The organism is Ruegeria sp. YTSC325 (assembly GCF_059609525.1).
This window is the reverse complement of sequence record NZ_JBXWLY010000021.1, coordinates 1-20,906: the sequence shown is the minus strand read 5'-3', so window position 1 is coordinate 20,906 and position 20,906 is coordinate 1. Positions and strand designations below refer to the sequence as shown.

At 59.8% G+C, this 20,906-nt stretch carries 19 protein-coding genes; 10 read left to right on the top strand and 9 right to left on the bottom strand.

Annotation, left to right across the window (positions count from 1 at the left end):
• The first annotated feature begins 67 nt into the window (after window positions 1–67).
• On the top strand, window positions 68–2,071 hold the full coding sequence (locus AC2FF7_RS20865) for a hydantoinase/oxoprolinase family protein (protein ID WP_496906264.1): 2,004 nt from the start codon (window positions 68–70) through the stop codon (window positions 2,069–2,071).
• A 4-nt stretch (window positions 2,072–2,075) separates the two neighbouring features.
• Here AC2FF7_RS20865 and msrA read toward each other — a convergent pair whose 3' ends face one another.
• A complete protein-coding gene (msrA, locus tag AC2FF7_RS20860) occupies window positions 2,076–2,585 on the bottom strand; it encodes a peptide-methionine (S)-S-oxide reductase MsrA (RefSeq protein ID WP_480506066.1) in 510 nt (169 codons plus the stop codon).
• Complete coding sequence (gene msrB / locus AC2FF7_RS20855; RefSeq protein WP_170355545.1) at window positions 2,585–3,031, bottom strand: peptide-methionine (R)-S-oxide reductase MsrB; 447 nt, start codon at window positions 3,029–3,031, stop codon at window positions 2,585–2,587. Before msrB ends, msrA begins: the two co-directional genes overlap by 1 nt.
• Before the next feature lie 140 nt (window positions 3,032–3,171).
• Here msrB and AC2FF7_RS20850 point away from each other — a divergent pair, with 140 nt between their 5' ends.
• Window positions 3,172–3,693, top strand: coding sequence for a glutathione peroxidase (locus tag AC2FF7_RS20850; protein ID WP_480868802.1), 522 nt, complete (start codon window positions 3,172–3,174; stop codon window positions 3,691–3,693).
• Here AC2FF7_RS20850 and AC2FF7_RS20845 read toward each other — a convergent pair.
• Window positions 3,669–4,556 (bottom strand): DMT family transporter, encoded by an 888-nt coding sequence (locus AC2FF7_RS20845; RefSeq protein ID WP_496906263.1) that lies wholly within the window; start codon window positions 4,554–4,556, stop codon window positions 3,669–3,671. The two genes, AC2FF7_RS20850 and AC2FF7_RS20845, sit on opposite strands and share 25 nt — an antisense overlap.
• A 194-nt stretch (window positions 4,557–4,750) precedes the next feature.
• Here AC2FF7_RS20845 and AC2FF7_RS20840 point away from each other — a divergent pair, with 194 nt between their 5' ends.
• Entirely contained in the window at window positions 4,751–4,984 is a 234-nt protein-coding gene (locus tag AC2FF7_RS20840) for a hypothetical protein (protein ID WP_170355542.1), read from the top strand.
• A 60-nt stretch (window positions 4,985–5,044) separates the two neighbouring features.
• Here the strand turns inward: AC2FF7_RS20840 and AC2FF7_RS20835 are convergent, their stop codons facing one another.
• The 4 genes from AC2FF7_RS20835 to AC2FF7_RS20820 form a co-directional block, all read right to left on the bottom strand.
• Complete coding sequence (locus tag AC2FF7_RS20835) at window positions 5,045–5,332, bottom strand: HU family DNA-binding protein (protein WP_039533371.1); 288 nt, start codon at window positions 5,330–5,332, stop codon at window positions 5,045–5,047.
• Between the two features lie 130 nt (window positions 5,333–5,462).
• Window positions 5,463–6,926 (bottom strand): AMP nucleosidase, encoded by a 1,464-nt coding sequence (locus AC2FF7_RS20830; RefSeq protein ID WP_480868799.1) that lies wholly within the window; start codon window positions 6,924–6,926, stop codon window positions 5,463–5,465.
• A complete protein-coding gene (ade, locus tag AC2FF7_RS20825) occupies window positions 6,923–8,725 on the bottom strand; it encodes an adenine deaminase (protein WP_480868797.1) in 1,803 nt (600 codons plus the stop codon). The genes AC2FF7_RS20830 and ade overlap by 4 nt, the downstream gene beginning before the upstream one ends.
• 139 nt (window positions 8,726–8,864) lie before the next feature.
• Window positions 8,865–9,740, bottom strand: coding sequence for a LysR family transcriptional regulator (locus tag AC2FF7_RS20820; protein ID WP_170771530.1), 876 nt, complete (start codon window positions 9,738–9,740; stop codon window positions 8,865–8,867).
• 109 nt (window positions 9,741–9,849) lie between these two features.
• Between AC2FF7_RS20820 and AC2FF7_RS20815 the strand changes: the two genes are divergently transcribed.
• Together AC2FF7_RS20815 and AC2FF7_RS20810 are read left to right on the top strand one after the other, a co-directional pair.
• Entirely contained in the window at window positions 9,850–10,605 is a 756-nt protein-coding gene (locus AC2FF7_RS20815) for a class II aldolase and adducin N-terminal domain-containing protein (protein ID WP_480868795.1), read from the top strand.
• A gap of 11 nt (window positions 10,606–10,616) precedes the next feature.
• Window positions 10,617–11,606 carry a sterol desaturase family protein gene (locus AC2FF7_RS20810; protein ID WP_496906262.1) on the top strand — a complete coding sequence of 330 codons (990 nt, stop codon included), beginning with the start codon at window positions 10,617–10,619 and terminating at the stop codon, window positions 11,604–11,606.
• Here AC2FF7_RS20810 and AC2FF7_RS20805 read toward each other — a convergent pair.
• Window positions 11,603–12,544: a GlxA family transcriptional regulator gene (locus AC2FF7_RS20805; protein ID WP_480868791.1), complete on the bottom strand. Its 942-nt coding sequence runs from the start codon at window positions 12,542–12,544 to the stop codon at window positions 11,603–11,605. The two genes, AC2FF7_RS20810 and AC2FF7_RS20805, sit on opposite strands and share 4 nt — an antisense overlap.
• A gap of 77 nt (window positions 12,545–12,621) precedes the next feature.
• Here AC2FF7_RS20805 and AC2FF7_RS20800 point away from each other — a divergent pair, with 77 nt between their 5' ends.
• From AC2FF7_RS20800 to AC2FF7_RS20790, 3 genes are read left to right on the top strand one after another with little or no spacing between them, the layout of a single operon-like run.
• Window positions 12,622–13,782 (top strand): acyl-CoA dehydrogenase family protein, encoded by a 1,161-nt coding sequence (locus AC2FF7_RS20800; protein ID WP_480498489.1) that lies wholly within the window; start codon window positions 12,622–12,624, stop codon window positions 13,780–13,782.
• The gene (locus AC2FF7_RS20795) at window positions 13,779–15,791 is read left to right on the top strand and encodes an acetate--CoA ligase family protein (protein WP_496906261.1); all 2,013 of its coding nucleotides are present in this window, start codon (window positions 13,779–13,781) and stop codon (window positions 15,789–15,791) included. Before AC2FF7_RS20800 ends, AC2FF7_RS20795 begins: the two co-directional genes overlap by 4 nt.
• Window positions 15,788–16,567, top strand: a complete 780-nt coding sequence (locus tag AC2FF7_RS20790) for a carnitinyl-CoA dehydratase (RefSeq protein ID WP_170355534.1) — start codon at window positions 15,788–15,790, stop codon at window positions 16,565–16,567. Before AC2FF7_RS20795 ends, AC2FF7_RS20790 begins: the two co-directional genes overlap by 4 nt.
• Here AC2FF7_RS20790 and AC2FF7_RS20785 read toward each other — a convergent pair.
• Window positions 16,564–17,196 (bottom strand): class I SAM-dependent DNA methyltransferase, encoded by a 633-nt coding sequence (locus AC2FF7_RS20785; protein ID WP_480868785.1) that lies wholly within the window; start codon window positions 17,194–17,196, stop codon window positions 16,564–16,566. The genes AC2FF7_RS20790 and AC2FF7_RS20785 overlap by 4 nt on opposite strands.
• A gap of 90 nt (window positions 17,197–17,286) precedes the next feature.
• On the opposite strand from AC2FF7_RS20785, the gene AC2FF7_RS20780 reads away from it, so the two are divergent.
• Together AC2FF7_RS20780 and katG are read left to right on the top strand one after the other, a co-directional pair.
• The gene (locus tag AC2FF7_RS20780; protein ID WP_496906273.1) at window positions 17,287–18,132 is read left to right on the top strand and encodes an SDR family oxidoreductase; all 846 of its coding nucleotides are present in this window, start codon (window positions 17,287–17,289) and stop codon (window positions 18,130–18,132) included.
• A 228-nt stretch (window positions 18,133–18,360) separates the two neighbouring features.
• On the top strand, window positions 18,361–20,562 hold the full coding sequence (gene katG / locus AC2FF7_RS20775; RefSeq protein WP_496906260.1) for a catalase/peroxidase HPI: 2,202 nt from the start codon (window positions 18,361–18,363) through the stop codon (window positions 20,560–20,562).
• Window positions 20,563–20,906: the final 344 nt, after the last annotated feature.

Here is a 20,906-nt window from a genome sequence, read left to right as displayed (position 1 = left end):
CGCAAACAGGCTGGACGTGTCGGTCCAAACCGCTACACCCAATTCAGCGAACAGGAAGGAGAACCCGATGGCGCTGGCTTTGGGGGTGGATACGGGTGGAACCTATACGGATGCGGTGCTGATCCGGGATGAGGCTGAGGTGATCGCCTCGGCCAAGTCGCTGACCACGCGGGCGGATTTGGCGATTGGCGTCGGTAAGGCGATTTCGGCTGTGTTGGAACAGGCAGCGGTTGGCCCTGAGCAAATCTCTATGGCATCTTTGTCGACCACTTTGGCCACCAATGCTCTGGTCGAGGGGCAGGGCGGGCGTGTGGCGCTGGTCTATATCGGGTTCAAAGAGGGCGACCTGGATCGGCACGGGTTGCGCGACGCGTTGAAGGGTGATCCGGCCTTGGTTATTGCCGGGGGCCACAGCCATGCAGGGGGTGAAGCTGCTCCGCTGGATGTGGCGGCGTTGGAGGCGTTTTTAGAATCTCATAAAGGCATTTCCGGCTTTGCTGTGGCCGCGCAATTTGCTACGCGTAACCCCGCACACGAGTTGGAAGCGGCGCGGATTATCACCGAGCGGACAGGCGCTCCGGTCACATGTTCTAATCACCTGTCGGCCAAGCTGAATGGGCCGAAACGGGCGGTGACGGCGGTATTAAATGCACGGCTGATCGGGATGATCGAGCGGCTGATCGGACGGGCGCAGGATCAGTTGCTGGCGCTGGGCATTACTGCGCCGATGATGGTGGTGCGTGGCGATGGTGCGTTGATGAGCGCCGAGCAGGCGCGGGAACGCCCGATTGAGACGATCCTCAGCGGGCCTGCGGCCTCGATCGTGGGGGCCAGTTGGTTGACCGGGGCTGAGAATGCCTTGGTATCGGATATTGGCGGGACAACCACGGATATTGCGCTGATCCGCGACGGTAAGCCCGCGATTGATCCCAATGGTGCGCAGGTTGGCGGTTTCCGCACCATGGTCGAGGCGGTGGCGATGCGCACCCATGGTCTGGGCGGCGACAGTCAGGTCCATGTGGTGACCGAGGGGCTGGGAGGCGGCGTGGTCCTTGGGCCGCGTAGGGTATTGCCAGTGTCGCTGATCGCGGCCGAGGCCCCGGATGTGGTGCATGCTGAGTTGGACAAACAACTGCGCGCGACCACGGTAGGTGAACATGACACGCGGTTTGCCCGTCGCGTGCCCGGTATCCATGCCGAGGGGCTGGGTGCGCGGGAAGAGGTGTTGTTGGACCGTCTTGGCGATCAGGTTTTGCCGCTGAGCGATCTGTTGCGCACACGGATGGAGAATGGGGCTCTGACGCGGTTGGTGGATCGCGGGATCGTTCAGGTCTCGGGCGTGACGCCGTCGGATGCCAGCCACGTTTTGGGGCGGCTGGACGCCTGGGATGCCGACGCCGCGCGCAAGGCGTTGGAACTGGTGTCACGCAAACGGGTCGGGTCGGGTGATGTGCTGGCGAAAACGCCCGAGGCTTTGGCGCAGATGATCGGGGATCAGTTGACCGAGCAGACCTCATTGATCTTATTAGAGACTGCTTTTGCCGAAGAAGCCGAGGATTTTGGTATCCCTTCCGCCGATCTGGCGCGGCATGTTCTGACCCGCAAGGGGTTGGCCGGGCATCGGGGCCTGCTGGCGTTGGATGCGGCGCTGAACGTGGATGTGATCGGGTTGGGTGCGTCGGCCCCTAGCTATTACCCGGCGGTCGGGGAGCGTTTGCATTGCAAGATGATCTTGCCCGAACATACCGGCGTGGCCAATGCCATCGGTGCGGTCGTCGGTCGCCTGACTTTGCGCCGGGCGGGGACAGTCACGTCGCCGTCCGAGGGCAAGTTCCGAGTGCATCTTGAGGACGGGCCGCAAGATTTCAACGATTCAGAGGCGGCGCTAACCCTGCTGGAATCCGTGCTAAGATCCGAGGCCGAAGGCGCGGTGCGTGACGCCGGGGCCGAGGATATCCGCGTGATCGTTGACCGCGACATCCGCACTGCCCGCGTCGAGGCGCAGGAGGTGTTTGTCGAAGCCATGATCACGGTTGAAGCCAGCGGCCGCCCAAGGGTTGCCGCCGGCTGATCGCTTATTCCGCCGCGTCGCGTTTGGGCAGAACCCAGTCGGGCCGCGGGAAATGGCAGGTATAGCCGTTGGGGATACGCTCCAGATAGTCCTGATGCTCGGGCTCGGCGTCCCAGAAATCACCGACGGGCTCCAGCTCGGTCACGACTTTGCCGGGCCAGATACCGCTAGCGTTCACATCGGCAATCGTATCCAACGCCACCTGTTTCTGATCGTCATCCACATAGTAGATGGCCGAACGATAGCTCATCCCGCGGTCATTGCCCTGACGGTTTACCGTGGTCGGATCGTGGATCTGGAAGAAGAACTCCAGCAACTCACGATAGCTGATCTGCGCAGGATCAAAGAAAATCTCGATCCCTTCGGCATGGGTGCCGTGGTTGCGGTAGGTGGCGTTGGGGACATCGCCGCCGGTATAGCCGACGCTGGTGCGGGACACACCCGGCAGCTTGCGGATCAGGTCCTGCATTCCCCAGAAACAACCTCCGGCCAGGACAGCGCGTTCTTCGGTCATCAGATTTCCTCCACATGGATCAGATAGTCGGCATAGCCTTCTGCCTCCATGTCATCGCGGTGGACAAACCGCAAGGAGGCTGAGTTGATGCAATAGCGCAGCCCGCCATGTTCGCGCGGACCGTCGGGGAAGACGTGGCCCAGATGGCTGTCGCCGTATTTCGAGCGCACTTCGGTACGGATCATGCCGTGAGTGGCGTCGTGAAACTCTTCCACATGTTCATGCACGATGGGTTTGGTGAAGCTGGGCCAGCCACAGCCGGATTCGTATTTGTGGGTCGAGGCGAACAGCGGCTCGCCCGAGACGATATCCACATAGATCCCCGGTTCCTTGTTGTTCAGCAGCTTGCCAGTGCCCGGGCGTTCTGTCCCGCTGTTCTGCGTAACGTGATATTCTTCAGGTGAGAGGGCGGCGATGGCCTCGGGGGATTTGGTGTATTGAGTCATGGATCCTCCGGTCGGTTGGTTTGCACCATTATTTGGGGGCTGGGGCGCAGAAATCAAAGCCTGATTCACGCACCTCGCGTGCTCGTGCGTTGATCCGGTGGGCGATTTGGCGCGTATACTGTGGCAGAGGAGAGTTCACCATGTTCCGCATCTTGCTGTTGACCGCTTTGATTCTGACCGGGCGCACCGTGCAGGCCGCGCCGCTGACCGGAGAGTTTCCGTCCATCGACGGCGGCACCCTGTCGATCGCGGATTGGCGGGGGCAGCCGGTTTTGGTGGTGAACACGGCCTCGCATTGTGGCTTTACCGGGCAATACAGCGCGCTGCAGCAAGTCCACGAAGACTATGGTCCGCGTGGTCTGGTCGTGCTGGCGGTACCGTCGGATTCCTTCAATCAGGAATTGGGATCGGCGGAAGAGGTCAAGGAGTTCTGCGATTTCAACTACAACCTGACCCTGCCGATGACGGACATTACCCCAGTTCGGGGCGCTGAGGCGCATCCTTTCTACCAACAGGTCGCGGCGCTGACCGGGTTTGAGCCCAGTTGGAACTTCAACAAAATCCTTCTGGACACTGAAGGCGAAGTTGTAGCGACCTATGGCGCGACCACGCGCCCCGATTCCCGGCAAGTTCTGTCTCAGGTCGAGGCTTTGCTGCCCTGAGCAGGTTGCCGCGATAACTGAACGGCCAAAATCCCGGCTGTGGTGATCAGTACGCCAACGGCATCCAGTGGGCCGAGTTTCTCCCCCAGAAGCAACGTAGCAATCGTCACACCGAAAACAGGGTTTAGGAAGTGGAAGGTGGCTGCGCGGGTCGCTCCGATCCGGTCTAGCAACAGGAACCAGATCAGAGTGGCCAACAAGCCGGGGAACAGGGTTGTGTAGGTGAAAGCCAGCGCCAGCGGAACGGTGAGGTGGATATGGATCACCTCGAACAGCGGTGCCGCGACAAACAAAACGGCCGAGCCCACCAGCATCTGCAACCCCACGACCATCATGAAATTCCCGCCCGAGGTCGCCCCGCGCACCGCCAAGGTGGCGAAGGTCAGTGCCAAGGCTCCAACACCACAGAGCATCACGCCGAACATATCAACGCCCGCGCTGATGCGGCTGCTCATGATCAGTGCGACGCCTGCAAACCCTGCCAGCAGGCCGATCACGCCCATGGGCCGCAGACGATCACCCAAAAACAGCCAGCTTGCCAGCGCCACCAGCAGGGGCATAGTCGAGGCGATAATGGCGGCAACCGACGCCTCAATCGTTTGCATTGCGTAGAAATTCAGACCCAAATACAGGGCATTTTGGCAGATTCCAAACAGGATGGTCGCGTACCATTGTTGCGGCGTCAGCCGCCAACTCTGTCCCATTGCGCGCGCAATGGCCACGCCGATCAACCCGGAAATCAAAAAGCGCAGTGCCAGCGAAAACAGCGGTGATGCGTCCATCACGATGATCCGCGCCGAAGTAAAGGCCGACGACCAGATCAGTGCAAATGTTAGCCCCATGGCCATGGCGCGCAGATCCATCGCCCATCCCCTTTGTTGGTTTCGCGCACTGTTCCTTAAATCAGTAAGGGTCGCAAGATGTACCGTCTGGCCGTAGTAACTAGGAATCTCATAAGGGCACCACACGCGGGGCGCACAATTTAATTCTTACCGGAGTTGGAGTTACTTTTCGGCCCGCTAGATCATAAGTGACCACAACAAAGGCGAAGCCCGTTATGTTGCAAGAGAAGCGAAAAGACCTGGATTCGGAGCGGCAGAAAAAGCTGCTGTTTCGGCTTGTGGATGAACTCAGTCAATCTTCGCCTGATCTGTACTATCGCCCAACCAGTGAGATCGCGACGTACCTTGAAACGTATATTCGTAAGGAAGCAAAACTGTCTGCAGACGATCGGGCCTTGATGAACCGGCTCAGCCGTCGTGATCTGGAAGTGCTATTAAGTTTGCACTGATCCCCAAGAAAAAGGGCCCCCAAACGGCGGCCCTTGATCGTATGTTTGCGACAGCTGAGATCAGCCGTTGACGCTGTCCTTCAGTGCCTTCGCAATGGTCATTTTAACCACCTTGTCGGCCTCTTTCTTGAACTGCTCGCCGGTGGCGGGGTTGCGCACCATGCGCTCGGGGCGTTCGCGGCAGTAGATTTTGCCAACGCCGGGCAGGGTCACTGCGCCGCCGGCCGAAACTTCGCGTGTGATCAGGCCGGTCATGGCCTCCAGCGCGGCGTTCGCGGCTTTTTTGTCAGTCCCCATTTCCTCAGCGAGAGCAGCAACCAGCTGAGTCTTTGTCATAGGCTTTGCCATTTCTTGGTCTCCTTAACGTGCCCGATGTCTTGGGCCTCACCGCGTAACTGTAACGGGATATTGTGGTCGAACACAACGAATAGTAGCGCGAAAAACCCTAAAAATAGGGGGAAAACGTTGCTTTTTTGCTTCAGAGAAAGGCTGTTTCGTCAAAAGAACGCAATTTCCGGCTGTGCAGACGCTCAAGCGGCATGCCTCGCAGGTGTTCCATCGCGCGAATTCCGATCGCCAAATGGCGGCTGACCTGTGTGGTATAGAAGTCCGAGGCCATGCCCGGAAGCTTCAATTCCCCGTGCAGCGGTTTGTCCGAGACACAGAGCAAAGTGCCATAGGGCACCCGGAACCGATATCCATTGGCGGCGATCGTGGCGCTTTCCATATCCAGCGCAATCGCGCGAGACTGGCTGAGGCGCTGCACCGGGCCGGACTGGTCGCGCAGTTCCCAGTTGCGGTTGTCGACCGAGGCGACGGTGCCGGTGCGCATGACGCGCTTTAGCTCGTAGCCGTCCAGTTCTGTCACTTCGGCCACGGCGCGTTCCAACGCCACCTGCACTTCGGCCAAGGGCGGGATCGGCACCCAGACGGGCAGGTCATCGTCCAGCACCTTGTCTTCACGTAGATAGGCATGGGCCAGCACGAAATCCCCCAGCGCCTGCGTGTTGCGCAAGCCGGCGCAATGGCCAACCATCAGCCACGCATGTGGTCGCAGAACTGCGATATGGTCGGTCGCGGTTTTTGCGTTGGATGGCCCCACCCCGATATTGACCAACGTGATCCCCGACCCATCGGCGCGTTTCAGGTGGTAGGTCGGCATCTGAGGCAGCTTCAGCGGCTGCTCCAAAACGCCATCGGCCGAGGTGATCTGCGCATTCCCGGTTGACACAAAGCTGGTATAGCCGCTTTCCGGGTCGGCCAGTTGTTCGCGGGCGTAGTTCTCGAACTCGGACACGTAGAACTGGTAGTTGGTGAACAGCACATGGTTTTGGAAGTGGCTGGGATCGGTGGCAGTGTAGTGCGCCAGACGGGCCAGCGAATAATCCACACGCTGGGCGGTGAACAGCGCCAAGGGGCCAATCTCGGTTTCGTGGTCATGCACCCCGTTGACGATATCGTCATTGGTGGTCGTCAGATCCGGCACGTCGAACACATCGCGCAAGGTGAATCCCGCCGCGCCCTGATGCGGCACCACGAGGTCGGGGTTATTGGCCACCGCGAAATGAACCGGGATGGGTGTATCCGAGGCGCCAATCGTCACTGGTTGGTCGTGGTTTTTGATCAGCAGGGCAATTTGTTGGGTCAGATAGGCCCGGAACAGATCGGGCCGTGTGACCGTCGTGGCATGGGTGCCGGGTTCCGAGACGTGACCAAAGCTCAGCCGGCTGTCCACATGCGCGTATGAGGTCGTTTTGATGCGAATCTCGGGGTAATAGGCTCTGAAACGCTCAGTCGGAGTGCCTACCTCCATCGCTTTGGCGAAGTTTTCGCACAGGAAACTTGTGGCCTTTTCGTAGAGCTCTTCCAGGCGCGCCACGGCTGCAGCAGGGTCGGTGAATTTCTCAGGGTTTGGGACGTCGGGTGTTCTTATTATTGTCATGCGAGGGGTTCCAAAAGGTCGATCTTTTCAAATGTCCGCACATCCACCAGCCCAAGGTCGGAAATCCGCAGTTCGGGGATCACGACAAGGGCCAGCAGCGAGTGCTGCATATAGGCGTTGTTCAACTGACAGCCGCAGTCCTGCATCGCCTGAACCATCCGGTCCGCCTTGGCGGCCACATCGGCGGCGGGACTGTCGGACATCAGGCCAGCGATGGGCAGTTCCACCATCGCCAGTTCCTCGCCGTCGCGGAAAAGGGTGATACCTCCGCCCACCTCGGCCAGCCGGTTCGCCGCCAGCGCCATCTGTTCGCGGTCGGTGCCGACCACGATCATATGGTGGCTGTCATGCGCTACGGTCGAGGCCATGGCCATGCGCCCTTGATACCCAAAGCCCGAGACAAAGGCGTTCGTGACCCCTCCGGTTGCGCGGTGCCGTTCGACCAGCGCAATCTGGCAGACGTCGCCTTCGCCCTCGACCAGCCCGCCGATGATCGGCAATTCTGCCTTCAGCGCCTTGGTCGGGGCCTGATTCTCCACCACGCCGATCACATTGGCCCGCACGCGGTTGGCACCCTCGGGGGCTTTGATTTCAAAATCGGTATCAGCCAGCACATGGCCCAGATGCACCGTATTGCGCGCGCTGTCCGGCCAGTTCAGATGCGGGCAGTCCACGGTGATCGCGCCATTTTCGGCGACGATCTGGCCGCGGGCGATCGCCACCTCAATTGGAAGCTCGCGCAAATCAGAACTGAGGATAACATCCGCCCGCCTGCCCGGTGTGATCGACCCGATCTCGCGTTCCAGCCCGAAATGGGTGGCTGTGTTGATCGTCGCCATTTGCAGTGCGATCAGCGGGTCACATCCGCAGGCAATCGCGTGGCGCACCACGCGGTTCATATGCCCCTCATTCACCAATGTGCCCGAGTGGCAATCATCCGTGCACAGAATAAAGCCGCGCGGGTCTAACCCTTTCTCGGTCACCGCCGTGATCTGGCTTTCCACGTCATACCAGGCCGAGCCCAGCCGCATCATCGACCGCATCCCCTGCCGCACCCGAGCTATGGCGTCGGCTTCGCAAGTTCCCTCGTGGTCGTCAGCGGGGCCGCCGGCAACATAAGCCGCAAAATCAGGCCCTAAATCGGGTGATGCATAGTGTCCTCCCACGGTTTTGCCCGCATTCTGAGTCGCCGCGATCTCGGCCAGCATCTTGCGGTCGCCGTGGATCACACCGGGGAAATTCATCATCTCACCCAATCCGATGATGCCGGGCCAGTTCATCGCCTCGGCCACGTCCTCGGGGGTGATTTCATAGCCCGTTGTTTCAAGCCCTGGGGCCGACGGCGCGCAGGACGGCATCTGGGTGAAGATGTTGACCGGTTGCATCAACGCCTCGTCATGCATCATGCGCACGCCGTCCAGTCCCAGCACATTGGCAATCTCATGCGGGTCGGTGAACATCGACGTCGTGCCATGAGGAATGACCGCGCGGGCAAACTCCGCCGGGGTCAGCATCCCTGATTCGATATGCATATGCGCGTCGCACAGACCGGGCAGCATATAGCGCCCATTGGCCTCGATGATCTGCGTCTTTGGGCCGATGCAATGCGAGGCATCCAGTCCCACATAGGCGATGCGCCCGTCTGCGATCGCGATGTCATGATCCGGCAGCGCTTCGCGCGTGTGTACGTTCACCCAGATCCCGCCGCGCACGACCATGTCGGCTGGATCACGTCCAGCGGCAACAGCGATCAATCGGGGGGCGGTATCGGGCCAACTTGGGAAAGGCGTATATTCCATGGCTCAACTTTTCTGAATGTGTCCGAAGGTGCAACCCCTGCCGAACATCTATCATCAAACCGTCACGCAGCGCGTCAGCGCTGCCCGGCCCAACCAAAGGAGGGGGCGCGAAAGCGCCCCTGACGATGGGCGGGAGCGCCTACCCCGCCAGATCGCGGGCAATTTCCCGCCTTACCCAATCGGCGAACAGGACGGCACCCGGCGTTTCCTCGGCCTGAGGCGACAGTAGCAGGTAATAAGCCTCGGGCATCTCCGCACGATACTCAAACGGAGCCACCAGTTGTCCGCGCTCGATCAGGTCGCGAGCTATGGTGTCATGGGTCAGGCAATACCCACCCCCGGCCATCGCAACAGACAGGCTAACCAGATAGGTTGTTGAATAGGTTATGGGTGAATTTTCCCAATTTAGACCCTGTTCCGTGATCCAATTCTGCCAATTCGACAACAGGTTAGAGCAATCAAACAGGGGTTGTTCCTGAATATCTTCCAGCCGCACTTCATAGCCCGGCGCGCAGACCGGGTAATAGTGATCGGTGCGCAGTAACTCGGTGCGCACCGTGTCGGACGGGCGCAGGGAATAGCGGATTTCGACCGCAGCGCCCTCGGCCATTTCGCGCGGCTCCCAGAGTTCGGTGAAGATGTTCAATTGCACATCCGGGTGCGCAGCCCGGAACCGGGGCAGGCGCGGTCCCAACCAGTTCACGGCAAAAGTGATGTTGCTTTGAACCTGAACCGCGTTCTGCTGCGCGCCGGTGACGGCCTGCGTGCCACGCACCAGCGTGCGAAACGCCTCACGCACCACGGGCAGATAGGTGATTCCGGCCTCGGTCAGCTCTAGCGCGCGAGGACGGCGCAGAAACAGAGGTTGGCCCAGATAACCCTCAAGCGATTTTATCTGCTGACTGACCGCGCTTTGCGTCATGTTCAGATCACGCGCCGCACCGGTGAACGACAAGTGTCGCGCGGCGGCCTCGAACGTACGCAGCCAACCCAGCGGAGGAAGCGATGTCTGCATTGGCATAATCTCACCATTAGTTCAGCTTATGGAATAGGTGAGAATTTTTCGTTGGTCAAATCTGCCTTGCGTCGCCACCTTCTTGAGAAACCAGATGGAGGAGCCCGCCATGACCGTCACCGAATTGCGTCCCAATATCGACTACTGGCCCGAGCGGGTCGACCTGGCTGCCACCTTCCGCTGGACTGAACGCCTGAACATGCACGAGTCCGTGGCCAACCACTTCAGTTTAGCCGTCAACGAGGACGGAACGCAGTTCCTGATGAACGCCAATCAGATGCATTTCGCACGGATCAAGGCGTCGAATCTGTTGCTGCTGGATGCCAATGATCCCGATGTGATGGATCAGCCGGGCGCGCCCGACCCGACCGCTTGGGGCTTGCATGGCTCGATCCACCGCCATTGCCCGCATGCGCGCTGTGTGATGCATGTGCATTCGATCTTTGCAACCGTTCTGGCCTCGTTGGCCGATAGCAGCCTACCGCCGATCGACCAGAACACTGCCACCTTCTACAACCGCTATGTGGTGGACCAGGAATTCGGCGGGCTGGCCTTCGAAAGCGAAGGTGAGCGTTGCGCCGCGATGCTGTCGGACCCGAAGAAGAAGGTCATGATCATGGGCAACCATGGCGTGCTGGTGACTGGCAGCGACCCGGCCGATACGTTCAACCGCCTCTATTACTTCGAACGCGCGGCCGAGACATATATCCGCGCTTTGCAAACCGGCCAGCCCCTGCGTGTCTTGTCCGATGAGATTGCGGAAAAGACCGCGCAGGAACTGGACGACTACCCCGATCAGGCCGAGGCGCATCTGCGGGAAATCAAGGCTCTGCTGGATGCAGAGGGTTCGGATTACGCCAGCTAAAGGCAATTGCCATGACTGATTCTGCACAAGACCCCGAAGCCGCCCGCTGGCACTATCACCCCGAAGGTCCTGTGGGTTTGAACCCGCTGTTCGCATGGCCTCCGCGCCCCGCCTCCGTGTTGAAGTGGTACAGCGGGGCGTGGTTGCAGATTACCTCACTGACCCTGTGTATGGGGCTGGCGGTCATTGCCTATGCCGTATTTTTCCCTGGTTTAGAGTCAATGAAGAGCTTTGCTCCGGGGTGGATGTTCCGCATTTGGCTGCTGAACATGGTGCCTCAGATCTTGGTGGCGGGCGGGCTGCATTGGTGGCTTTACATGCGCAAGGGGCAGGGCATGTACAAAAAGTTCGACCGCCGCGACCTGACGCGAGACAACGGCAATTTCACCTTCCGCAATCAGGTCTGGGACAATATCTGGTGGACGCTGGGCAGCGCCATGACCGTGGCGACCGTGTATCAATGGGTGATCTATTGGGCGATGGCCAACGGATATGTGCCGACAGTCACTTGGGCCAGCGCGCCGATTTGGTTTATCGTCTGGATGTTGTTCATCCCGATGTGGTCTGGCTTGCATTTCTATTGGGTGCATCGGCTGGAGCATCACCCAAAGCTCTATAAACACGTCCACGCCGTGCATCATCGCAACGTCAATATCGGCCCGTGGTCGGGGATATCGAACCATTGGTATGAAAACCTGCTGTATTTCACGACCTATTTCATTCATCTGATCGTGCCGTCCCACCCTCTGCATCTTCTGTTTCACACGTATTTCCAGCAGATCAGCCCGGTTCTGTCCCATTCAGGGTTTGAAAAGCTGAAAGCCGGAGAAACTGAAGCGGCCCGTGCGGGGGACTTTTTTCACCAGCTTCATCACCGGTATTTCGAGTGCAACTATGGCACCTCGGAGATCCCCTTCGACAAGTGGTTTGGCACCTATCACGATGGGTCTGCCGAGGCGACGACGCGGACGCGGGCCTATAAAAAGCAGATGTATACCTAACCGGATCGCATTGCGCGCGGGGTGGTCCCGAACTCGGTCCGAAAGGCTCGGGTCAGGGCGCTGGGGTCGTCATAGCCTGCGCGCAGGGCGATCTCGGCGATGGTCAGGTCGGTCTCGGCTGCCAGTTTCCGGGCCAGGTTCAGGCGCAGGCGGCGATAGACCTGTGCGGGGCCTGCGCCCAGTTCGGTTTGCATTCGGGCCGCCAGTGCCTTTTGCGATCGTCCAACCCGGCGGGCGATCTCGGGGATGGGCAAGGGCGTTTCCAGGTGTTCCTGCATCAGCGCCAGCGCCTTGTTCACATAGCTGCTGGTCGCACCCGCCCCGCCGGAATGAGACCTGGCGGAATCGCGGGTCATGAAAAGCTGCGCAACCTCCAGCGCCAAAGCCTGCCCGTGGTCTCGCCCAATCAGGTGCAGCACCAGATCAAACGCCGCCATCGCGCCAGAACAGGTAATGCGGTCGCCGTCGATCACGTAGCGTTCGCGCTGTGCGTCTATCTCGGGGAACCGCTCGGTAAAACTGCCCAATTCTTCCCAGTGGATCGTCGCACGGTGCCCGTCCAGTAATCCGGCCAGCGCCAACAACCAGCTTCCTGTGTCCAGCCCGGCCAGCGCACTGTAACGCCCCGCTGCGGATCGCAACCCCGCCAGCGTCCGCCACCCGCCATGGGCGCGAAACCCGTAAGAGGGCATGACGAGCAACGTATCGCCCCGTGCATTCTGCAAGATGTCATGTGGCGCGACTTGGAGCCCCGAAGATGACGTGACGGGCGCACGATCTAGTGACAGAAATTGCCAGTCATACAGCTTGCGCCCCGCGATGGAATTCGCCGCCCGCAAGGGTTCGACCGCATTCGCAAGGCAGTGGTTGGAAAAGCCGTCGAACAGAAGCACTCCGAATTGCTGCGGCGCAGCGGGGGATTTGATCCATTTTTGCATGATTTAGGTCTATTTTTGCATATTCAGATTGGCAAGCCACGTCAGGATATCCGCAACCCCAGATGTGGAGACCCCAGATGCAATATGGCCTGTCCGACGAACAAGAGATGATCGCCGCGACCGTTCGCAGCTTTGTCGAAAACGAAATCTACCCGCACGAAGAGTTGGTCGAGCGGACCGGCGAAGTCCCACACGAGATCGCCGCCGAGATCAAGCGCAAGACGATCGAGTTGGGTTTTTACGCTTGCAACTTCCCGGAAAGCGTCGGCTGTGCCGGGCTAAACCATCTGGAATTTGCGCTGGTCGAACGCGAGTTGGGCCGGGGATCGATGGCGTTGAACCATTTCTTCGGGCGGCCTCAGAACATTCTGATGGCATGCGAAGGCGATCAGGTCGACCGTTACCTGATGCCGGCCGTCCGGGGTGAAAAGATGGACGCGCTGGCGATGACTGAACCGGGTGCGGGTTCGGACGTGCGGGGGATGAAATGCGCTGCCGTGCGAGATGGGGGCGACTGGGTGGTCAATGGCACCAAGCACTTCATCTCGGGCGCGGAACATGCAGACTTTATCATCGTCTTCATCGCAACCGGTGAAGATCAGACACCGAAAGGCCCCAAGAAACGCATCACTGCCTTTCTGGTCGATCGCGGCACCCCCGGCTTCACAATCCGGGATGGGTACAAGTCGGTCAGCCATCGCGGCTACAAGAACATGGTGCTGGACTTCGACGATTGCCGCCTGCCGGATGCGCAGGTTCTGGGCGAGGTCGATGGCGGGTTTCAGGTGATGAACACTTGGCTCTATGCCACCCGGATCACCGTTGCCGCCATGTCGGTCGGTCGCGCGCGCCGAGCGTTCGACTATGCGCTGGACTATGCCGCCACGCGTGAGCAATTCGGCCAGAAGATCGGCAAGTTTCAGGGCGTCTCATTCCAGATTGCAGACATGATCACCGAGATTGATGCCGCCGATCTGCTGACCCTTGCTGCCGCCGATCGTCTGGACAAGGGGCTGCCCGCCAACCGTGAGATCGCCTCGGCCAAATTGTACGCCTCGGAAATGCTGGCCCGGGTGACAGATGCGGCGATTCAGGTGCATGGCGGGATGGGTCTGATGGACGACTACCCGCTGGAGCGATTCTGGCGTGACGCGCGTGTCGAACGCATCTGGGACGGAACCAGCGAGATTCAGCGCCACATCATCAGCCGCGATCTGCTGCGGGCGCTGGGCGCATGACGACAGCGCTGGCCCGAGCGCTGAACCCTAAAACTATCGCCGTGATCGGCGGAGGCGCGTGGTGTGCGGCAGTCATCGAACAGGCGCGCAAGTTCGGGTTCAAGGGCGAGATTTGGCCGGTTCATCCTAAAGCGGTCGAAGTTGCTGGGGAGCGGGCGTTCGCAACGCTCGAAAATTTACCCTCTGCACCTGACATGGCATTTATCGGTATCAACCGCCACGCAACCGTCGAGGCGGTTGCGGTTCTGTCCGCGATGGGTGCGGGCGGCGCGGTCTGTTTTGCCTCGGGTTTTACCGAGGCTCAGGCCGAAGACCAATCAGGCGCGGGCTTGCAGGATCAACTGATCGCCGCCGCCGGTGAGATGCCAATATTGGGTCCGAATTGTTATGGCTTCATTAACGGTTTGGATCGCGTGGCCGTATGGCCCGATCAGCACGGCATGCGACCTGTGGATCGCGGAGTCGCGATCCTGACGCAAAGCTCGAACATTGCCATCAACATGACCATGCAGCGCCGCGCTTTGCCGTTGGCCTTCATGCTGACCTGTGGGAACCAGGCGCAGACGCATCAAGCCCAGATTGCCTCGGCGTTGTTGGATGACGACCGCATTACGGCCATCGGCGTGCATATCGAAGGGTTTGGCGATCTGCGCAAATGGGAGGCGCTGGCTAAAAAGGCTCGTCAGTGCGGTGTCCCGATTGTCGCGCTGAAGATGGGACGGTCGGTCCATGCCCAGGCGGCAACGATTTCGCATACGGCCTCGCTGGCGGGTCAAGACGCGGGTGCGCAGGCGTTTCTGGATCGGTTGGGGATTGCCCGCTTGGATGACATCCCCAGCTTTCTGGAATGCCTCAAGCTGTTGCATGTAACCGGGCGTCTGGACAGCAACGGGCTTGGTACGATCAGCTGCTCGGGGGGCGAGGCCAGTTTGGCCGCTGATATGGCTGAGGGTCGCGATCTGCACTTTCCGCCTCTGACGGATACGCAACGCACCGATCTGCGCGCGGCTTTGGGGCCGATGGTGGCGCTGGCGAATCCGCTGGACTACCACACCTATATCTGGCGCGACACGCAGGCGATGACGCGCGCGTGGTCTGCGATGATGGGGCCGGAACAGGCACTGACTATGGCCATTGTGGACTATCCGCACACTGATCAAACCGATTGGACCTGTGCGACGCAGGCCGCGTTGAGTTGCGTGGCACAAACCGGGCGGCCCTTTGCAGTAACGGCGACTCTGCCCGAGTTGATGCCCGAGCACGTCGCGCGGCGACTGATGGATGGCGGGGTTATTCCCTTCGCCGGGCTGCATGAGGCACTGTCGGCTGTCGAAGCGGCGGCGCGCCCTGCAGGTCAGGACTCTGATCCGGTGGTCCTTCCCAGTACTGCCAATCCAAACGTTACGCTGACCGAGGCGGAGGCCAAGGACCAGCTTGCAGCCTTCGGTGTGTCCACTCCGAAAAGGTTGGTGATTCAGGCCGATGCCGCCTGTGCGGGTGACTTGACCGGTCCTTTCGCCGTCAAGGGCGTTGGACTGGCCCATAAGTCGGATCACGGGGCGGTTCAGTTAGGGGTAAGCGCGGGCGATTTGCCGGCCGTCGCGGCCCATATCGGCACCCATGAAGTTCTGATCGAGGAAATGGCGCCCGAAGGCGTTGCCGAGTTGCTAATCGGTGTCACCTGCGATCCGGCCCATGGTTATGTTCTGACCTTAGGCGCTGGCGGGGTGTTGACGGAAATCCTACGGGACTCGGTGTCTCTGCTGATCCCGTCGCCTCGGAATGTAGTTGAAAAGGCGCTGGGCGAGCTGGCCTGTGCGCCGTTGTTGGCTGGCTATCGCGGCAAGCCCGCCGCAGATATGGGCGCGATCCTGGATACGGTCGAGGCCGTGCAGGCCTATGTTATTGCCAACGCAACCCATGTCAGCGAAGTTGAAATCAATCCGCTTATCTGCGGGCCTAAAGGGGCCGTGGCGGTGGATGCACTGATCCGAAAGGCACGCACATGAACCCGGTCAAAACCCAGCGCGACGGCGCGATATTGCAGGTCACTCTGGACCGTCCCAAAGCCAATGCGATTGATCTGGCCACCAGCCGCGTTATGGGCGAGGTGTTTCGGGATTTCCGCGATGACCCGGACCTGCGCGTGGCGATCATCACCGGCGGCGGCGACAAGTTCTTTTGCCCCGGCTGGGATCTGAAGGCTGCGGCGGATGGCGACGCAGTGGATGGCGATTATGGTGTGGGCGGCTTCGGCGGGTTGCAAGAGCTGCGCGATATGAACAAGCCGGTGATTGCCGCCGTGAACGGTATCGCCTGCGGTGGCGGGCTGGAACTGGCGCTGAGCGCGGACATGATCATCGCCGCAGATCACGCCAGCTTCGCCCTGCCCGAAATCCGATCCGGCACCGTTGCGGATGCGGCCAGTGTCAAACTGCCCAAGCGCATCCCCTATCACATCGCGATGGAATTATTACTGACGGGCCGCTGGTTCACCCCGGATGAGGCCAAGAACTGGGGTCTGGTCAACGAAATCGTGCCCGGCGATCAGCTGATGGACCGCGCATGGGAACTGGCGCGTTTGCTGGCCAGCGGGCCGCCTCTGGTCTATGCCGCGATCAAAGAGATTGTGCGCGAGGCTGAAGACTCCAAGTTTCAGGACGCCATGAACCGGATCACACGGCGGCAGTTGCCGACCGTGGATACTCTGTACGGGTCCGAGGACAATCTGGAAGGTGCTCGCGCCTTTGCTGAAAAACGCGATCCGGTCTGGAAGGGGCGCTAAACTCGTTCGAACAGGGCGATCAAAGCCGTATCGTCCTTGTTTGGGCCGTTGGCAAGTTCGCCGTAGATTCGAACCTCGGGTAGGGCGAGATTCCTAATCTGGCCCTGTGCCAGTTTGTGCAGAGCTTCGGCAAACCCCAGTTTTTTATAGTGCTGCGCGTTGATCGACAGGGCGAATTGCGCTCCGGGGCGGGCGACGCGCAGCAAGGGCATCAAAGCCTCGGGGCCCAGATGGCCATGGGTGAAGGTGCCTGACGACACGACGCCCGAGTAGTTTTCGCGCGGAACCGGGATACCCTCGTTCAGGTCAGCTTCTATCGCGTCGCGGTAGATATCCTTGCGCATGGCCTGATCCAGCATCTCGGCGCTGATATCGGTGGCGTCGATAGGTCCGACACCCAAACCTGCAAGAACGGCTCCGCACAATCCTGTTCCGGCTCCGACATCCAGCACCGGACCCTGACCTCCTGCGCCTACAAACGCGCGGGCGGTGCGGATATGCAGCTGGTAATCCTCTCGGGTGGCAAAGCCTTCGTCATAGTCCCCGGCCCATTCGGCATATAGCCGTCGGTTATCTTCGGGTGTTTCTAGCGCATAAGCCGTGTGCAGATCGGGGGTTTTGTCACTCATGCCTAAAAGAAAGGCGCATTGAGAGATTCGAATCAAGTATCCCGTCGACCCCGCTTGCATCCGGTGGATTTGCGGATCATCAATGGCGGCATGACAGGTACTCTATTTTCGTTTGGTCATGGCTATTCCGCGCAGGAGTTGACGCGACTGCTGTCGCCCAATGGATGGCGGGCTATCGGAACCACGCGGGATCCGGCGCAATCACCGGCTTTACGGGCATCTGGGTCGGAACCAGTTGTCTGGCCGGGACAGCAGGTCAATCTGGACGGGGTGACGCATCTGCTGATCTCAACGGCACCCAATGCTGATGGCGATCCGGTTCTGGCAGCGCTGCAAGACGAAATCACGGCACGGGCTGCACAGTTCAAGTGGGTTGGGTACTTGTCCACAACCGCCGTTTACGGTGATCATCAAGGTGCGTGGGTGGATGAATCAACTCCTGTGACGCCCACCGCCCAACGCGGCAAATGGCGGGTTCAAGCCGAGCAGCAATGGTTGGGTATTCCGAACCTGCCGACCCATATCTTTCGGTTGGCCGGCATTTACGGCCCCGGACGCGGTCCATTTTCCAAACTGAAACGCGTTGGGATGCGGCGGATCATCAAGCCGGGTCAAGTATTCTCTCGCATTCATGTGGCCGACATTGCGCAGGTTCTTGCTGCGTCCATGTCTGCGCCCAATCCGGGCGCCATATATAACGTCTGCGATGATGAGCCGGTCCCTCCACAAGACGTAATTGCCTATGCGGCGGAATTGCAGGGGCTGCCTCTACCACCCGCGGTCCCGTTTGATGAGGCGGAACTAACCCCCATGGCGCGTAGCTTCTACAATGAGAACAAGCGCGTCAGGAACGACCGGATCAAGGATGAACTGGGCGTGAAGCTTCTGTATCCTGATTACCGGGTTGGCTTGGACTCGTTAACGCGAGACGGATGATAATTTTTAGTTATCACAATCATCCGAAAACAAAACTTTTTAGCATAGCTTGAATTTGCTAGGAGTGGCGTCGACAAGACCCGAGAGTCGCTGTTGCCCGCCCTGCTGCCTGCGCGAATTTTCGCGGCGCCTGTAGGATGGATAAAAGTGTCATCTATATGTGTTCTTGACCGACCGAGTTTTTAGCGGCGCCACAGCGCCGGAATTTTGCCAGGAATGGAGATCGACATGGACGGAAGTGATAACCCCAAAGCAGGCGGATGCCCTGTCATGCACGGCGCAGGAACCCGGTCTAACCGGGACTGGTGGCCGAACCAGCTGAACCTGTCGATCCTGCATCAGCACGGACCGGCCTTGAATCCGATGGATGCGGATTTCGATTACGCCGAAGCGTTCAAGGCTCTGGACATGAAGGCGCTGAAGGAAGACCTCTATGCGCTGATGACGGATTCGCAGGACTGGTGGCCTGCGGACTATGGCCATTACGGCGGGTTCTTCATCCGTATGGCGTGGCACAGCGCGGGCACCTACCGAACGGCAGATGGCCGTGGTGGGGCCTCGACCGGGAACCAGCGGTTTGCGCCGCTGAACAGCTGGCCGGACAACGGCAACCTCGATAAAGCGCGTCGTCTGCTGTGGCCGATCAAGCAGAAATACGGCAACCAGATTTCCTGGGCCGACCTGATGATTCTGGCGGGTAACTGCGCCATCGAGTCGATGGGCGGCAAGACCTTCGGTTTCGCCGGTGGTCGCGAAGACATCTGGGCCCCAGAGGAGGACATCTATTGGGGTTCGGAAACCGAATGGCTGGCCCCAACGGACAACCCGCATAGCCGTTACTCGGGCGAGCGGGATCTGGAAAACCCACTGGCCGCCGTGCAGATGGGTCTGATCTACGTGAACCCAGAAGGTCCGGACGGACAGCCCGACGCGCTGGCCTCGGGCCGTGATATCCGCGACACCTTCGGTCGTATGGCGATGAATGACGAGGAAACAGTCGCTCTGGTCGCAGGTGGCCACACCTTTGGTAAGGCCCATGGTGCGGGTGATCCCGATCTGGTCGGTCCCGATCCAGAGGCCGCTCCGATTGAAGAGATGGGCTTTGGCTGGATTAACAAGTTTGGCTCGGGCAAGGGTGACGACACCACCACCTCGGGGATCGAGGGCGCGTGGACGGCCAACCCCACTAAGTGGGACAACGGCTATTTCGACCTGCTGTTCGGCTATGACTGGAACCTGACCAAAAGCCCCTCGGGCGCGTGGATCTGGGAGCCGGTGAACGTCAAAGAAGAAGACATGGCCCCGCAGGCGCACGATCCGTCGAAAAAGGTCAAAACCATGATGACCACCGCCGATATGGCGATGCGCATGGACCCGATCTATGGCCCGATTTCGAAACGCTTCCACGAAAACCCGGAAGAGTTCGCCGATGCCTTTGCTCGCGCATGGTTCAAGCTGACCCACCGCGATATGGGCCCCCGCTCGGCCTATATCGGTGAAGAGGCCCCGACCGAAGAGCTGATCTGGCAGGACAACGTCCCCGCTGTGGATCACGATCTGGTGGATGACGCGGACGTAGCCGACCTGAAAGCCAAGATCGCGGCAACCGGCCTGTCGGTGTCGGAACTGGTATCGACCGCTTGGGCTTCGGCCTCGACCTTCCGCGGGTCGGACAAGCGCGGTGGTGCCAATGGTGCCCGTATCCGCCTTGCCCCCCAGAAAGACTGGGATGTGAACGAGCCGATGAAATTATCCAAGGCGCTTGATGCGTTGGAAGGCGTACAGGCTGCGTTCAACGAAGCGCAGTCGGGCGGTAAAAAGGTCTCGCTGGCGGATGTGATCGTTCTGGCCGGTGCCGTAGGTATCGAACAGGCGGCCAAGGCTGGCGGTCAGGATGTCGAGGTTCCGTTTACTCCGGGCCGCACTGATGCGTCGCAGGACCAGACTGATGTCGATAGCTTTGCTGTGATGGAGCCCATCGCTGATGGCTTCCGCAACTACCAGAAAGGTGACTATACCGTTTCACCCGAAGAGCTGCTGGTCGACAAAGCCCAGCTGCTGACCCTGTCCGCGCCCGAGATGACAGCACTTGTCGGTGGCCTGCGTGTGATGGGTGCCAATTTCGGCGATACCAAGCACGGCGTGTTCACGGATCGAGTCGGTACTCTCAGCACCGACTTCTTCACCAACTTGCTGGACATGAGCACCGAATGGAAACTCGCAGGCAAGGGCGTCTATGAGGGCCGCGACCGCGCCAGCGGTGAGGTCAAGTGGACCGGCACCCGTGTTGATCTGGTCTTTGGCTCGAACTCGCAACTGCGGGCGCTGGCCGAGGTCTATGGCCAGTCCGGGGCCGAAGCCAAGTTCACCGCCGACTTTGTGTCCGCTTGGACCAAGGTGATGAATGCGGACCGGTTCGACCTGAAATAATTAAGACTACCACCACTCACAAAACGACGCCGCGCGAGGGAACTCGGGCGGCGTTTCTTTTGACTGGATCCAGCAGGCGTACCAAGCATTGGGTACGATTCCACAGAAAGCGATCGTGCTACAGGATTAAGACGCGTCCATGGACGGGTTTTTGATCCTGTTTGTGAAGGTAACTTATTGTTTTTATTAAGGTCAGGAAGTTTCTTCTGAGAAATGTAAAGTTTTTTCAAAATGGGGGTTGCAGGTCCCAGACCTAATCCGTAAATACCCCTTCACCGGCGCTGCTGAGGCGGTGCTGGGGCGCTGGAGACGGTGCTGACGGACTGGAAAGACGGTTGAGACGC